This is a genomic window from Amycolatopsis sp. NPDC058986 (assembly GCF_042741125.1).
In the GTDB taxonomy this organism is placed as follows: Bacteria; Actinomycetota; Actinomycetes; order Mycobacteriales; family Pseudonocardiaceae; genus Amycolatopsis.
In genome coordinates this window covers 1-14,538 of the sequence record NZ_JBHYJW010000109.1, presented here as the reverse complement: position 1 = coordinate 14,538, position 14,538 = coordinate 1, and the positions used below count along the sequence as shown (strand labels likewise).

16 protein-coding genes are annotated in these 14,538 nt (G+C 71.1%); 7 read left to right on the top strand and 9 right to left on the bottom strand.

Annotated features, from left to right (window positions below; translation table 11 throughout):
* Positions 1–78: 78 nt before the first annotated feature.
* The gene (locus ACFW0G_RS44415; protein ID WP_378331613.1) at positions 79–1,086 is read right to left on the bottom strand and encodes a hypothetical protein; all 1,008 of its coding nucleotides are present in this window, start codon (positions 1,084–1,086) and stop codon (positions 79–81) included.
* A gap of 270 nt (positions 1,087–1,356) precedes the next feature.
* Between ACFW0G_RS44415 and ACFW0G_RS44410 the strand changes: the two genes are divergently transcribed.
* Positions 1,357–1,719, top strand: coding sequence for a hypothetical protein (locus tag ACFW0G_RS44410; RefSeq protein ID WP_378331612.1), 363 nt, complete (start codon positions 1,357–1,359; stop codon positions 1,717–1,719).
* On the opposite strand, the gene ACFW0G_RS44405 is transcribed toward ACFW0G_RS44410, so the two are convergent.
* Together ACFW0G_RS44405 and ACFW0G_RS44400 are read right to left on the bottom strand one after the other, a co-directional pair.
* Positions 1,711–2,826 carry a caspase family protein gene (locus ACFW0G_RS44405; RefSeq protein WP_378331611.1) on the bottom strand — a complete coding sequence of 372 codons (1,116 nt, stop codon included), beginning with the start codon at positions 2,824–2,826 and terminating at the stop codon, positions 1,711–1,713. The genes ACFW0G_RS44410 and ACFW0G_RS44405 overlap by 9 nt on opposite strands.
* A gap of 12 nt (positions 2,827–2,838) precedes the next feature.
* The gene (locus tag ACFW0G_RS44400; protein ID WP_378331610.1) at positions 2,839–4,893 is read right to left on the bottom strand and encodes a hypothetical protein; all 2,055 of its coding nucleotides are present in this window, start codon (positions 4,891–4,893) and stop codon (positions 2,839–2,841) included.
* Between the two features lie 222 nt (positions 4,894–5,115).
* Here ACFW0G_RS44400 and ACFW0G_RS44395 point away from each other — a divergent pair, with 222 nt between their 5' ends.
* Positions 5,116–5,616, top strand: a complete 501-nt coding sequence (locus tag ACFW0G_RS44395; protein ID WP_378331609.1) for an RNA polymerase sigma factor — start codon at positions 5,116–5,118, stop codon at positions 5,614–5,616.
* A gap of 106 nt (positions 5,617–5,722) precedes the next feature.
* A complete protein-coding gene (locus ACFW0G_RS44390) occupies positions 5,723–6,337 on the top strand; it encodes a CHAP domain-containing protein (protein ID WP_378331608.1) in 615 nt (204 codons plus the stop codon).
* 92 nt (positions 6,338–6,429) lie between these two features.
* Here the strand turns inward: ACFW0G_RS44390 and ACFW0G_RS44385 are convergent, their stop codons facing one another.
* Complete coding sequence (locus tag ACFW0G_RS44385) at positions 6,430–6,675, bottom strand: hydantoinase B/oxoprolinase family protein (RefSeq protein ID WP_378331607.1); 246 nt, start codon at positions 6,673–6,675, stop codon at positions 6,430–6,432.
* A 133-nt stretch (positions 6,676–6,808) separates the two neighbouring features.
* On the opposite strand from ACFW0G_RS44385, the gene ACFW0G_RS44380 reads away from it, so the two are divergent.
* Entirely contained in the window at positions 6,809–7,519 is a 711-nt protein-coding gene (locus ACFW0G_RS44380; RefSeq protein ID WP_378331606.1) for a class I SAM-dependent DNA methyltransferase, read from the top strand.
* Between the two features lie 18 nt (positions 7,520–7,537).
* On the opposite strand, the gene ACFW0G_RS44375 is transcribed toward ACFW0G_RS44380, so the two are convergent.
* On the bottom strand, positions 7,538–7,834 hold the full coding sequence (locus tag ACFW0G_RS44375) for a hypothetical protein (RefSeq protein WP_378331605.1): 297 nt from the start codon (positions 7,832–7,834) through the stop codon (positions 7,538–7,540).
* 200 nt (positions 7,835–8,034) lie between these two features.
* On the opposite strand from ACFW0G_RS44375, the gene ACFW0G_RS44370 reads away from it, so the two are divergent.
* Positions 8,035–9,381 carry a hypothetical protein gene (locus ACFW0G_RS44370; RefSeq protein WP_378331604.1) on the top strand — a complete coding sequence of 449 codons (1,347 nt, stop codon included), beginning with the start codon at positions 8,035–8,037 and terminating at the stop codon, positions 9,379–9,381.
* Positions 9,382–9,420: 39 nt separating this feature from the next.
* Here ACFW0G_RS44370 and ACFW0G_RS44365 read toward each other — a convergent pair whose 3' ends face one another.
* Complete coding sequence (locus tag ACFW0G_RS44365; protein WP_378331603.1) at positions 9,421–10,173, bottom strand: LysR family transcriptional regulator substrate-binding protein; 753 nt, start codon at positions 10,171–10,173, stop codon at positions 9,421–9,423.
* 44 nt (positions 10,174–10,217) lie between these two features.
* On the opposite strand from ACFW0G_RS44365, the gene ACFW0G_RS44360 reads away from it, so the two are divergent.
* Positions 10,218–10,589: a DUF5997 family protein gene (locus tag ACFW0G_RS44360; protein WP_378331601.1), complete on the top strand. Its 372-nt coding sequence runs from the start codon at positions 10,218–10,220 to the stop codon at positions 10,587–10,589.
* Positions 10,590–10,632: 43 nt separating this feature from the next.
* Positions 10,633–11,289 (top strand): transcriptional repressor LexA, encoded by a 657-nt coding sequence (gene lexA / locus ACFW0G_RS44355; protein ID WP_378331600.1) that lies wholly within the window; start codon positions 10,633–10,635, stop codon positions 11,287–11,289.
* Positions 11,290–11,295: 6 nt separating this feature from the next.
* On the opposite strand, the gene ACFW0G_RS44350 is transcribed toward lexA, so the two are convergent.
* The 3 genes from ACFW0G_RS44350 to ACFW0G_RS44340 form a co-directional block, all read right to left on the bottom strand.
* Positions 11,296–12,303, bottom strand: coding sequence for a hypothetical protein (locus ACFW0G_RS44350; RefSeq protein WP_378331599.1), 1,008 nt, complete (start codon positions 12,301–12,303; stop codon positions 11,296–11,298).
* 82 nt (positions 12,304–12,385) lie between these two features.
* On the bottom strand, positions 12,386–13,276 hold the full coding sequence (locus ACFW0G_RS44345) for a hypothetical protein (RefSeq protein ID WP_378331598.1): 891 nt from the start codon (positions 13,274–13,276) through the stop codon (positions 12,386–12,388).
* A 44-nt stretch (positions 13,277–13,320) separates the two neighbouring features.
* Positions 13,321–14,520, bottom strand: coding sequence for an MFS transporter (locus ACFW0G_RS44340; RefSeq protein WP_378331597.1), 1,200 nt, complete (start codon positions 14,518–14,520; stop codon positions 13,321–13,323).
* Positions 14,521–14,538: the final 18 nt, after the last annotated feature.

Here is a 14,538-nt window from a genome sequence, read left to right as displayed (position 1 = left end):
GCCGTTAAGGCCACCTTACGGGCGTCAGACGCCCGTAAGGTGGCCTTAACGGCATCACGGCACCCCGGGAATTGGGAGCTACTTGCAGGGGAGGGTGCTGCTGCGCAGGGCGTGCCCGCCGTCGTTGTCGTCGTCGGACCAGACGACCGGTTTGCGGCCGGACGCGCAGGCGTCCTGCGGCGCGATCGCGAAGCCCTCATTGTTGTAGTTGGGCATTCCGGACGGCCGGTCGTAGGTCGCGCCGACCGCGAACTTGCCCTGCGCGGTGACGTCGAGCGTGGTCGAGCGGCCATCGCAGTTGTCGTCGCAGACCGCCCACAGGTGGCCGGTCGAGGGTTCGAATTCGAGGTCCATGACCGCGGGCAGGCCACTCGGGATGGTGGCGATGCGGGTGTAGCTCCCGTTCTGGCCGAGCGCGTAGGCGTAGATCGTCCCGTTGTCCTCGAGACCGACGAAGTACAGGCCGCCGCCGTGGCCGGGATACTTGGCCGGGTCGTACGCGGCTTTGGTGTGTTCGTCCCGGAACTTGTGTGTGGTCAGGAACGAGTCGGGAACCCACGAGATGCCTTCGAGTCCCTTGTTGGGTGACACCGAGGGAAGATCCTTCGTGAGATCCCATTCAGCGGTAGCGTTGAGTGTGCTCGCGGACGAGGCCGGGTCGAAGCGGAGTACCTGCATCCGGCTTTCGTCACCGTTGTCGTTGTCGCGCTCCGTGGCGGCGAACACGCCCTCGGGAGTGACGACCACGCCCTCCGCGTCGGGGTCGCCACTGCCGTCCTGGTAGCGGAGCTGCTTGCCCTTCGCCCAGCCGCCGGACGGGTCGGGCCGCCACTTCTTGCCGTCGGGAACCAGGCGGTAGAGCGTGCCGGGCCCGTTCTTCACCGCCCACAGCACGCTGGGACTTTGGAAGGACAGACCGCTCAGGTTGGAGCCGAACACGTTCGACCCGTCGGCGACGGCGACCTGGGCGGCGCCCGGCCAGGCGGCCCGCGGCGCGGCCGAGGCCGGCGCGGCGGAGAGGGTTACGGCGGCGACGGCCAGCCCCGCCGCGACGAGTTGTTTTCTTCCACCCCAGTGCTTACGCAATGCAGTCGCTCCTGTTCACAGAGTTTTACGCCCGACGCAGTTGAGCACACCGCCGACGGCGAGGGCAAGAGCGGTCGCCGCGAAACCCCGTGGCGTACCGGTAAACCAAGGGAGGACGGGGCGAGTGTTTCCGTCCGGGCCGCGTAACGGCCTCCCCCTGTTCGGCGACTGTGCAGCCGACGAGCACGAGCCGCCGCGCAGGGCGAGCGTCCACAGTGGACATATGTCGGTGGGTGGGAACGATCAGGCGACGGGATGGGGCGGATGACCGTGACAGGCGAGACAAAGCTGTGGATCGGCGGTGACGCGGCCGAACTCGGGGCGTTGCTGGACTGGCTGCGTCACGAGGACGCGCTGCGCGGGAGGGTGCGGCTCCGGCGGGCGGAGCCGCGGCCGGGCGAGATGGGTGGTGTGCTGGACGCGCTCGTGGTGGCCATGGGCTCGGGCGGGGCGGGTGCGGTGCTGGCCAGATCGGTGTCGACGTGGTTCTCCCACCGTCGCTCGGAGGTGAAGCTCACCGTCACCGCGGCGGACGGGCGCAAGATCGAGCTCGACGCCCGGCGGGTGGCCGACGTCGCGGCGTTGGTCCGCGACGTGGAAAGACTGCTGGAGCCGGGCGACCGGTCACCGTGAACCTCGGGAGGGGCCGCGTCCGGTCCGCCGGGGACGGGTTCGCCGCGCGATGCCGCCGCCGGCCCGGTCGGCGCGCAGGGCGGCGAGCAGGGTCACCGCTTCGTCGTGCCGGCCCGCCCGGCCGGTCCAATAGGCATGGCCTTCCCGGATCGCGAACACGTCCGGATGCGTCAGCCCGAGCGCGCGCTGGAAGTCCGTTACCAGCTCCGCGTGGAGCCGGGCGGCTTCGGTGGGGTTGCCCGCCAAGCCGACCTGGACGGCGTGCCGGCGACGACTGTCCAATGTGGTGGGATGCGCCGGGCCGAGAACCCGGGCGGCCTGTCCGGCGGCGGCAGCGAGCTTGCCGAGGACGTCGGCGTCCGGCGCCTGGGTGCCGGGGTTCGGGGCGAGCGCGAGCCCGCCCGTGGTCTGGGTGCCGCCCTGACCGGGACGGGCGAGGCCGCGTTCGCCCAGCACTCGCCGGAGGTGACGGTGGACGAAGTCGAGAGTGAGCAGTTCGGGCCCGTCCGGCGCCCCGCGCGTGAGGAGATCGGCGAGCGCGCCGGTGAAGGCGGTGTGCCGCGCTCCCCGTGGCGCGGACGCGGTTTCGTTGCCGGAGGCGGAGGTGAGCGTGTAGGTGCCGGCGATCTCCAGCTGCCCGGTGGCCGCGGACGAGGCGTCCGCCATGAGTTCCCCGATCGCCCTGCCGGAGAAGCAGCTGTCGACGATCAGGACGCGGTTCGCGGCCGGTGCGTCGGCGAGGAGTTCGCGGAGCCGGGCCGCCGGTAGCCCGGTCCAGCGCAGGCGATCCACCGTGCTGTCCGGCATCGTGAGGTACAACTGCCCGCGACCGTCCAGGACGCCGTGTCCCGCGTAGTAGACGAGGAGCAGGTCTTCGGCTTGTTCGGCGGCTTCTTCGAGCACGTCGCCGACAGTGCGATGGTCCGGTTCGTCCAGCAGTGTCCGGCAGTGTGCCGGCGGCAGGCCCGTACCGGTCGGTGCGGTGAGGATCGCGGTCAGGTCCGTGACGTTGTTCCGCACCGCGGGCAGCGCGGGCAATGCGGGATCGGCGAACTCGCTCGTGCCGATGAGCACCGCCCGCGAACGGAGCGGATCCGCCAGTCGCATGGACGCCTCCCGCTACTTCGGCGGCTGTCGCTGGTAGGTGCCCGCGATGACCGGATCCCCGGTGACCGTGAGCTGGTTCTTGCCCGTCAGGGTCACGGTCGCCGACGCGGTCTTCAGAGCCTCGCAGCCGGTGGCGTCGAGCCGCAGCGCCACCGTGGGGTCGCCGCTGGTATTGGCGAAGCAGGTGGCGTACGGGTCCTTCGTGTCCTTGGAGAAGGAGACATTCGGGCCGTGGCGAACGTCGGCGGGGTCGTTGATGGTCAGTGATCTCGTGCCACTGATCCAGTACGCGTAAAGGGTGGGGCGGGGTGCCGTGCTCGTCGTGGTCGCCGGTTTCGTGGTCTTGGTGGTGGGCGGCGGTGGGGGCGTCGGCGCGGGGGTGGCCGAGGTGGTACTCGGCGGTGTGGTGGGTGCCGAGGGGGAGGGCACGTCCACCTGGGTGCCGAAGTCACCGAACGTCTGCCGGACGGCGGGTCCGGCAGGCGGGGTGGTGCTGAAGAGGACGAGGTGCCCGCTCTCGTCGATGCGCGCGGTGAACGGGACGGGCTCCGCCGCGGGCGGTCGCAGCGACTGGGCGTCGAGAGCGCCTTCGAACTCACAACCCCGGCGGGTGGCCGAAACGGCCGACGCCAGTGCCGGGGTCGGTGACGGTGTGTCGGTTTCGGTGCTGGGGCCCCAGGTTCCGGTGGACGTGGTGAACGCGTAGCGGGTCCCGCCCACGGCGCGGAATTCCGTGGGCGTGTCGAGTCCGTTCTGCCGCCGGGTGAACCACGACGTGGCCGCGACGGGATCGACGGCACCGTCGTAGCCGCGGTCGGCGATCCGGGTGGTGAACCGATGACTGATCCGGTCGAGTTCGCCCGCCGCGTCCGCGAGGACCCGGATGGCCTGCCGGTCGCCGACGACGGTGTCGCAGGGCCCGTGGGCGAGCAGGCGGGGAACGACCAGGCCGGCGCCGGTCGCGGCGGCCGCGACGACGACGCCCGCCACCGCGACCTTGACCACGGACACGCCTCCGCTCACCGCTGCCGTGGGCGCGGCCGCCGCGGAACTCGCGGCCGGTGCGCCCACGACGCCCGGCGCGCTCGCGATCGCCGTCGGCGCGCCCGCCGGTGCGACGGACGAGGAACCCGAGGCGAGGAGGCCGGTCGTGGTGCCGGCGACACCCACCGCACCGACGATCAGCGCGGCGGTGCGGGGGCCGACCCGGCGGCCGCGTCCGGCGAGCAGGTCCGGCCCGACCGGCCCACCGCCCTGTCCGTCCTCTTCGGACAGATCGAAGGCGGAAAACCATTCGGCCGCCTGGGCGGCCGTGGGCCGGTGCTGCGGATCGACGGCCACGCCCGCTTGGAGCAGCGTGAGCAGTTCCGGTGGTACCGCGGGGGATTCGGGAAGCGGCGCGGTCCTCGCCCGCAGATCGAGCGGCGCGTCGTGCCATGGCGGGGTGCCGCCGAGCGCGACGTACGTCGTCACGGCCAGGCCGTACACGTCGCCCGCTTCGCTCGGTAGCGCTGTACCGGCTACTGCCGCGGCGACAGACTCGGGTGGCGTGTACATGTCGGGCTCCGCCGAGACGGCCAGGCCGGGAGCGGTGGCGTCGAAGCCCGCCAGCACGGCGTCGCCGTCCAGGACGAGGACGGCCGAGGGCTGGACCGTCCCGTGCACCACTCCGGATTCATGCGCGGCCGCCAGCGCCTCGGCGAGGGCGATGCCGTAGCGCGCGGCCTCGCGCGGGGGCAGCGAGCCGTCGGTGAGCAGCCGGTCCGCCAGGACTTCGCCGGTCCCGGCGATCAGGAACGGCCGCGAGTCGCCGGTGATCCCCGAACCGAGGATCTCGGCCACACGCGGATCTTCCGCGGCGAGAGCCAGTTTGGCGGCCCACGCGGTGAACTCCGTTCGTACTTCGTCCGGTACCGATGATTTCCCGACCGTCAGAACCGCTTCGCGTGCTTCCGGGCCGCCGATGAGGTAGGTGGTCGCGACGGCGTCGTCGTCGAGTTCTTCGAGGATGGAGAAATCCGCCGGCAACGCCTCGCCGTAGTCCGCCCGCACTGGTGCCCCCACCATCCGACTCCGCCGCGAAGAACGCGGACCGTGACCGCTCAACCGCTAGTCGGAACGGTGCGGAGTTCGTTACAAGATCGGAAAACGCGCGTGCGCCGGCGGATCACCCGTGCCGGGTTCCACCCGATCGAGTGAGGGCCTGGACGGTGCGCGATAGGGCAGGCTGGGGGGTGCCGGTACGAGGGGGCGGGTACCGGAATCCACCGGGGAGGGGTGGCGTTTCGCGTGGTTGACGACGAATTCGACCGGGTGTTCCTGGCGGTTTCGCAGCGGCTTTTCGCGCGGGTCGCGGCATTGGTCGGATCCCGGCACCGGGCCGATGACCTGGTCCACGACGTGTATGTGCGGCTCAAGAGCGCCGGGCGCCGGCGTGACCGGTTCCTCGGCCACGCGAACCCGTACGGCTACGCGCTGGCGACCGCGGTCAACCTGGCCCGCGGTGGCTGGCGTTCGGACCGGCGGCTGGTCCCGCTGGAGCGGGCGGCACCGGCCACCTGCGACGGTGACCTGCCCGCCGTGGACTCGTGGGACAGGGTGGCCTGTCTGCTGGACTCCCTCACCGGCAAGGAAAAAGCCGTGGTGATGCTCGTCGACCTCGACGGCCACACCCTGGAGGAGGCGGCCGCGCTGTTGCGCGTCCACAAGGGAACTGTGCAGCGCAACCGGGAACGAGCGCTGGCGAAGCTTCAGGGCAGGCTCCGCGCTCTCGCTGCGGCAAACGGGTGAACATCGCCCGTTCTCGCCGCCGCGCTCATGCGCGACCGGGCCCGCAGGCATGTCTCCCGTGAACGCGGTCGCCCGGCAGGCGGCCGTTCGAGGGAGGGAAACCGTTGTGAAAACGAAGAAACTGCGACTGGGATTGTCGTCGTTGGTGGCGGCACTGCTGCTACCGCTGTTCGCCGGTGGCGCCACCGGCGTCGCGCAGGCCGCCGCCGCGCCGTCGATCGCCGCCACGGAATCCACTGTGGACACGACGATCGACACGCTGGCGGTCGACCGCCAGCTGATCGTGAACACCGCACTCAAGGAGGTCGGCGTGAAACCGCCCGCCTGCGGCAAGTACGGTCCCTGCGCGAAGTACGACTGGTGCGCGATGTTCGTCGAGTGGGTGTGGAAGCAGGCGAAGGTGTCGCCGGTGCCGACCACCTGGGTGGCCCGCGGCGTCGGCAAATGGGGTGTCCAGCACAAGCTCTTCAAACCGCGGCCCGCCGGCGGGCTCGGCGATCCGGTTCCGGGTGACCTGGTGATCTACGGTCCGCCGGACGGCGTGGTCGGCGGGCACGTGTCGGTCGTGGTCGCGGTGGACCGCGCGCACGGCACGATCGACACCGTGGACGGCAACTTCGGCAACAAGGTCGCCCACCGCAAGCACCTCGTCGCGACCAAGGTCACGGCGGGCGCCAAGAAGGTGCACATCTCGGGGTATGTGAAACCACCGGGTGCGTGACCTCGACGGGCACGCACGGTCCGTGAAGGCCTCCTTACCGGCGTTCGCCGCCGGTAAGGAGGCCTTCACGGCGCATTGGTCCACAAAGGACACTATCCGGCTGGTGTGCCGTAGCCGCCTCCGCCGCCGGACTCGCACCGGAGCACGTCGTCCTCACGGACGCGCAGGCTGTTGGCTTTGAGCATTTCCCGCGCGTGCTCCGTGCCCGGATTGAGGACGACGCGCGGGGGTTCGCCCGCCTCGCCGCCGAACTGGGCTACGACCCCAACCCGAGCGCGCGTTCGCTGCGCGATGGACCTCAACCACGAGCGGCTCGCCGAACACGCCGTCGAACTCATGCTCGCCAGGCTCGCCGGGGCCGGGGAACCGGCCGAAGCCCGAAGCCCTCGTCGTCGACCCCGCGCTGCACCTGCGTGCCTCGACCTGCCGGAGTGTGGGCGAAAAGCCCGGTCGCCGGTAGTTTGCCGGGGTATGGAGGATTCCTACGCGGGCTTGGCGAGTCATTACGACCTGGTGATGACATCGGGGTATTACGACTACGACGCCTATGCACGGGCGCTGTTGACGGTGATCGGACCCCGTGCGGACCTGGTGGAGATCGGGGTCGGCACCGGCCTGGTCTGCGAGAAGATCCTGGAGCTGGCTGACACCGGCGTGCGGCTCACCGGGATCGACCACAGTGCAAGCATGCTGGCGGTGGCCCGGCGCCGTCTCGGTACACGGGTGACGCTCGAACACCAGGACGTCCTGCGCCTGACGCTGCCGCGGGCTTATGACGTCGCGTACTCCATTGGCGGTGTCTGGGCCTGCACCCGTGCCGGTGACGACGTCCGGCTGGCCAGTCTGTTACCGACCGACAGCGAAAACCTGCGAGCGCTCGAGAACGTGCGGGACTGCCTCAAGCCGGAGGGCATGGTGGTGTTGTCGGTCCAACGGCCGCACGTCGATCATCGGCAGCGCCTGCGGAACGGGTTCGTGTATTCGCAGGAAGTCCGCGAGGAAGGCAACGGCATGGTGATCAAGGACTACCGGGTCACCGACGGAGAGGTCGTCGTCGCCCGTCAGCGATCCCGGATCCGGATCTTCGAGCGGCACGAGGCGGAGGATCTCCTGGCACGGGCGGGTTTCCGGCCCGTGCCGGAGAACGGCGACGGATTGTTCCACATGTTCACCGTGCGGTGACCCGCGCGGGCAGGGATGTCATTCTTCTTTCCCGGCAAGGATTTTCGTCCGTCCATTTCGGATCGAAATGGTTTCGCCGGTGTGGGATGGCTCAGGTGGCGAGGTCCGGCCACGGGTCCGGCGCGTACGGCGATGTGGGCGCAGCGCTTCGACGGCGACGCGCAGCCCGGCGCCGAGGGCGGTCAGGTCCTTGAACACCTCGAGTAGGTCCGCCGTCCCGTTTTCGCCGCACAGTGCGGCGGCCGCCAGACAGGCGGTGAGCAGTGTGGCCGCGGTGGCGACCTGGCCGGCGGTGGTGCGCGTGGGTGTGGTCACGGGGCTCTCCCTGGCTTCGAGGGTGGCGCCATCGATGCGGCTTCGGGTACCAGGGAACCGTCGGCGGGCGTCGCTGGGGAGGGCGCACAAGGGGGCGCACAGGCACAGCGGGGAGCGCGGCACTGACCGTCGCGGCCGCCGGTCGCTACAGTGAGAGCCGGTGACTCGGGCAGGAACACCTGCGACAGGGGAGCGACCCGATGAGCGAACTCGTCGCCAACCACCGCCTCCGTGCGGTGATGAGCCAGGCGGGCGTGAGCCACAAGGGACTCGCGCGGCGCGTCGACGATCTCGGCGCCGCGGCCGGGCTGGACCTGCGGTACGGGCACACCGCCGTGGCACGCTGGCTGGCCGGCCGGGTTCCCCGCCCGCCGGTGCCGACGCTGATCGCCGACGCGCTCGGCGCGAAGCTCGGTCACCCGATCTCCCCGGCCGATATCGGCATGGCGCCGTCCGGTGCCGAGAACGCGGGTTTCGTCTACTCGCGTGGACTCGGCCAGGCGGTGGATGCCGCACGAACCTACTGGAGCACCGTGGATCGCCGAACCTTCGCCGTCGCCCTGCCCTGCGCCGCCGTGTTCCTGCGCCCGTTGGCCCGCTGGGTGTCCAACCCGCGCGAGGAGGACGCCGGTCATCGTGGCGGGCCGCGGATCGGCATGGCGGATGTGGAGCGGCTCCGGGTCCAGGCGGAGGCGGCGAGGCACCTCGACTCCGCGATCGGCGGGCTGACGCCGAGTGCCATGGTGGATCGCTGTCTGGCCACCGAAGCCGCGCCGTTGCTCGGCGGGACCTACACCGACGCGGTCGGGCGTGAGTTGTTCACCGCCGTTTCGGTGCTGACGCGGCTGTCGGCGTGGAGCGCCTTCGACACGGGCGTCCAGCGAGAGGCGCAGGCGAGGTTCGTACAGGCGTTGCGGTACGCCCAGGCCGCCGGTGACGTCCAGTTCGGCGCGTACACGCTGGCGTCCGCGGCCTTTCAGGCGGTCTACCTCGGCGACGCCGAAACCGCGATCGATCTGGCGCAGGGTGCCTCGGCCATCGCCCGGCACTCCGCGACGCCCCGGGTGCTCGCGTTCGTCCGGATCGCCGAGGCCCGCGGGCACGCCCGCGCCGGCGACCGGCCCGCGACGGAGGCGGCGCTGTCCGCGGCCGAAGGGCTGCTCGAACGCGCCGACGCCGAACGGGACGAGGATCCGCCGTACATCGACTTCCTCGACCACTCGCGGATGCAGGCCGACGCCGCGGAGGCGTATCTCGCACTTGGCGTACCGGCCCGGGTGATAGCGCTGACCGACAGCGCGACGCACATCCGGCCCGGGTTCACCCGTTCACACGGACTGCGCCTGTCGGTACTGGCGGCGGCACATGCTTCCGCCGGTGAGGCGGAGGGCGCGTGTTCGTACGGTCGCGAGGCGGTCACCACGGCCCGTCACGTGAATTCCTCGCGGCTCGACGCCTACCTCCGGCACTTCGGTAAGCGGCTCGGCCCGCTGCGCGCGGCGCCCGGTGTCCCGGAACTGCTGGCCGCACTCCCGAGGGCACAGTGACCATTGCTCCGAAGCGGACAGTCCTGAGTGGATGGTGGGCTACGAACGGCGGCGCGGTTTCCCGCGTTTGCCGCCCTGGGGCCTGCCCGTGCTTCGGCGGGAACTCCCGCCACCTCGCTTGTCCGCCGTGGTCTTCCCGGTCTTCGCGGCGGCGGGCCTCCGCTTCGCCGGTTCCGGCGCCGGGCGGCCGCGCGTGCTGTTGACGGTCCGGCCGCGGACGATCCCGATGAACTGCTCCATCAGGTCGGTCGTCTCCTCCTCCAGCCACGACAGCGCGACGCGTGACTGAGGGGCGTCCGTGAGGGGCCGATAGGTGAGGTCCCTGCGGTGATGCAGCCGGGCGAGCGACTGCGGGACGACGAGCAGCCCGACGCCGGCCGCCACCAGTTCGACGGCGCCCGCGGTGGTGACCGGCCGCTCGATCGCGGGCTGTCCGGGAGGCCGTTCCCAGTCGAGCGTGTCATCGAGGGGATGCAGCACGACGTCGTCGGCCAAGTCCTCTGTGGACACTTCGTCGGCCGCGGCGAGGAGGTGGTCCTTCGGGCACACGACCACGGTCGTCTCGGTGTAGAGCGGGATGGCGTGCAGGCCGGCGCGGTCGATCGGCAGGCGCAGGAGGGCCGCGTCGGCGTCGCGCTCCCGCACCAGCGTGGCCGCGTCGGCGGCGGACACCCCGGCCAGCTCCAGCGGCGTCCCGGGGTACCGCTCCTGCCAGATCCGCACCCACTTGGCCGGGATCACGCCGGGGACGTATGCGAGCTTGAAGGATGCGGGGACGTCCGGGCCGGTCACCGGGTCAGACTACCGGGCGTGAACACGGTCGTTACGCTTGACCGATGACGTCGCACAAGAGCACCCAGACGATGAAGCCCGCGACGGCGGCGAAGAAGCTGGGTGTGTACCTCGAAGCCACCCCCGCCGAGTTCCAGGAGGGTGTCGTCTCGCGCGACGAGCTGAACGCCCTGCAGGCCGACCCGCCCGAGTGGCTCCGCGACCTGCGCCGCAACGGCCCGCATCCCCGGCCCGTGATCGCCGCGAAGCTGGGCGTCTCCATCGGCGGTCTCGCGCGCGGCGGGATCACCGACCCGCTCACCACCGAACAGATCGAGGAGCTGAAGGCGGAGAGTCCCGACTGGCTGGTGCGGGAACGCGCCACCCAGGCCGAGGTCCGCAAGGAGGCGAAGCGGCTCAAGGAGAAGAACGCCTAGCCCGGCACCAAACGCGGCTGACCAGGCCTCTAGGATTCCGCGGGTGACCGCCTACGACGACGTCTTCGAGCATCTGGACACCTCGACCCTGCCGGAACGCCAGCAGCGGATCCTCGTCGCGATCCGGGACTGGGTGGTCCGGTACGGGTATTCGCCGAGTACCCGGGAAATCGGCGACGCGGTGGGCCTTCGCTCGTCCTCGACGGTGTCGAAGCATCTGGCGAGCCTGGAGGAGCGGGGTTTCCTGCGGCGCGGCTCCTCGGTGTCGCGGCCGATGGACGTGCGGGTGTTCCTGCAGGAGCCGAAGGCGAGCGCGGCCTCCGAGGACTCGGTGAGCGTGCCCGTGGTCGGCGACATCGCGGCGGGCACGCCGATCTCGGCCGAGGAACACGTCGACGACCTGCTCACGCTGCCTCGTGGCCTGACCGGGCGCGGCACCGTCTTCGGCCTGAGGGTGCGCGGTGACTCGATGATCGACGCCGCGATCTGCGACGGGGACATCGTCGTGGTGCGCCAGCAGTCGGAGGCCCATTCGGGACAGATCGTCGCCGCGATGATCGACGGCGAGGCCACGGTCAAGGTGTACCGCCGCCGCAACGGCCATGTCTACCTCGAGCCGCGCAACCCCGACTACGAGGTCATCGACGGCGACGAGGCCGTGGTGCTCGGCACCGTCGTGTCGGTGCTGCGCAGCGTCTGATCCCGTTTACCCCCGTGGCTGCGGCCGTTCGAGGGGCTGTTCCGGGACGGGGCGGACGTCGTCCATGATCCGGTCGGCGTACTTGTCGAGCATGCGGGTGCCGACGTGCTGCGCGTAGCCGAGCAGTACCGACCACAGCAGCAGCGCGGACTGCGAGCTGATGCAGACGATGCCCTGCGCGAGCCCGGCGCTGAACGCCAGCAGGCCGACCACGGCGAGTGTCGCGCCGAACAGCACCTTGATGAGCGCCTGGTACCCGGTCAGCACGTACGGCGTCACCTCGGGACGCCGCCGGATCAGCAGGACCACGACCGACAGCCCCGCCCCGAGCGTGCCGAACATCTGCGCCAGCCAGACGTCCCAGCCGGTCGGCGTGGTTCCCCCGCTGGGGCAGACCATCGCGGACGGACCGGACTGCTGCGCCGGGATGCACAGCGGAACCAGTCCCGGCCGGACGATGCCGATGACGCCGAGCACGGTGTTGAGGACGAACAGCGCCACGGTCGCGAGCACGAGCTTGTTGCGCAGCGCGCGGGCCGCGGCGTGCGCGTCGTCGGACGCGTCGAAGGCGGCGCGGAGCGCGTCCACCACGACCGCGCGATCGGCCGCGGTGACCCCGCCGGAGAGGTCCAGTCCTTGCAGCGCCTGCGAACGCGGATCCTCGCACGGCAGGTAGACGTCGATCCTCGCCCGCAGGCCCGGCAGCCTGCCGGGCAGCTCGGGGTCGATCGACATCGCGGAGATCTCGGCCTCGTGCAGGGCCCGCCAGGCCCGCTCGATGTGCCAGCCCGACCACCACGACGCCACCGACCACCACCGGCGTGGCGCGCCCCGCAAGGCCGCGTCGACCACCTTCAGTGACGCCATGGCCGCGTGCCGGGCGTGTTCCGTGCCAGGGAGGTGTTCGTACGCCGCGAGATCGGCCCGCACCCGGCGGGCCCGTGACTCCACCGTCAGCTGCCAGTCGGCGCCCTCGGCCCCGAACACCGGGCCCACGAGCCGATCCTCGACCATCGTCATCACCTCAGGTCGAGCATCGCAGCGGACGGGCGGCGCCCGTGTCGACCAAACGTGCGAACGCTGCCCGCGCTGTCGATCACGGGGCGCAACGAGGAGCGGGCCCGTGGTACCCCTTCCGCGAGGAGTCGTCGATCCCGACCTCGCACGGGATGGACGGATCGAGCCGGTTGGCCCACACGAACGCGTGGGTCGAATGGTTCTGCAGGCCGATGGCGTGGTCGGGCCCCGCCGCCCAGGTGTTGCCGATGAGGGTGAGGTGCTGGACGTCGTCGATCATCACCGCCTGCGAGCCGAGCCGGGTTTCGCAGTAGTTGCCGAGGAACAGCCAGTACTCGGAGACGCCCTTGCCGCTGCCGTCCCCGGCCATGGAGTGCGGTCCCTCGGCCATCAGGCACATGTTGTCGACGTGTTCGCACCGGTTGCCCGCGATCAGCACGCGGCTGCTGGCCAGATGCTGGTCGTCGGTGGCGAAGGTCTGCATGCAGTCGGCGTGCGCCCCGGTGCTGTTGTCGGTGTGCGAGATGGTGTTGTGCAGGATCTTCACGTCGTCGCCGAAGAACCGCAGCCCGTCGCCGTCGCCCCCCTGCGGCGCGGTGACGGTGTTGTCCCGGATGGTGACGTTGTTCCCGCGTGCGTCGATCCCGGGTGCGGAGGGCCGGTTCAGCGCGAACCCGTCCACGATGACGTTGTTCGCGCGGACGTCGATTCCGCCGGCCTTCCGGCCTTCGCCCCGGTAGATCACCGGCTTGTCCGCCGTTCCGCCCTTGGTGATCTTCAACCGTTTCGGGGTGCCGGCGTCGTCGACGCAGACGACGTCGCCCGGCTCGATCGTGTCCATCGAGCGCTGATCGACGTGCCGCGTGCACGCCGATGCCGCACCGGGGGCGCCGTTCGCGGTGGAGCACACGAACGGTACCGCCAGCACGGCGATCGCCGCGGCGCGTCCGAACAGGGTCCTGGGTGTCATCGGCGCTCCCGGGGTGGTTCCGTCGTTCACCGCCGGGAACCTAGTCACGCCGGGCGGGAGGGCTCCCGGCGGCGGAGGAAGTGGATTCCGGCGAGCACCACGGCGACGACGGCGGCGAGCCCGCCGGCGAACAGGAACGTGTGGCCGAGCCCGGCGGCGTCGATCACCGGCTGCGCGATCAGCGGCGAGGCGAACTGGCCGAGGAACAGCGCCGAGGTGAGCAGGCCGAGCGCCTTGGTCCGCGCGCCGGGGGAGACCGACGCGACCACCCAGCCGTTGACCGTCGGGTTCTGCAGGCCGACGCCGGCGCCGACCACCAGCAGCCCGATCCCGAACGTCCACAGTGTACTCGACGAGCCGATCACCAGGAGCCCGGCGGCGAAGGCCGCGAACATGCCGATCGCCAGCGGCCGGAAGTCCCAGCGCGCGCGGATGCGCCGGTAGTTCAGGCCCACCACCGTCATCACGAGGTTGACCGCGGCGATGGACACCCCCGCGACGACCGGGCCCGCGCCGCTCACCTTCGCCAGCCAGAACGGCGCCTGGGTCGGCACGGTGTAGAACACGACGACGCCGAGGAACATCAACGCGTACAGGCCGAGCAGCCGCGGTTTCCACGGCGAGGCGCTGGGCGCGTCTTCGGTGTCCGCCTGGCGGACCTCCGCCTCCGGGACGTACCGGAGCACCAGGAGCAGCAACGGCACCGCCAGCAGGTAGACGGCGAACGGTCCCCGCCAGCTCATCGCGGCCAGCAGACCGCCCAGCAGCAGCGCGACGACCCCGCCGAAGCCCATCGCCGCTCCCTGCAGGCCGAGCACCCGGCCGTGTTCGCTCGTGGGGTGGTGATCGGCGAGCAACGCGGTCGACGTCGTCATGACGCCCGCGATGCCGACGCCGAGCAGGGCGCGCCCGACGAGCAGGGCGGGCAGCGAGTCGAGCACGAGCCCGGACCCGCCTCCCACCGTGTACAGCACCAGGCAGCCGAGGAGGACGGGCACGCGGCCGATCCGGCCGCTCAGCCGGGCCAGCAGCGGCGCGGCGATCATGATCGCCAGGCCCGGCAGGGTCAGCACGAGCCGCACCAGGAGTTCGGCGTGCGGCACCCCGGCGAAGTGCTGCTCCATTCCCGGCAGTGCCGGGGTGATCGTCGCGCTGGCCATGATGGTCATGGTGCTGACCCCGAGCAGCGTCGCCAGCAGGGGTTTCGGTGGTCGCCGTACCCCGGCGACGGTCGTTTCGGTCATGCTCACGACCGTAGAACC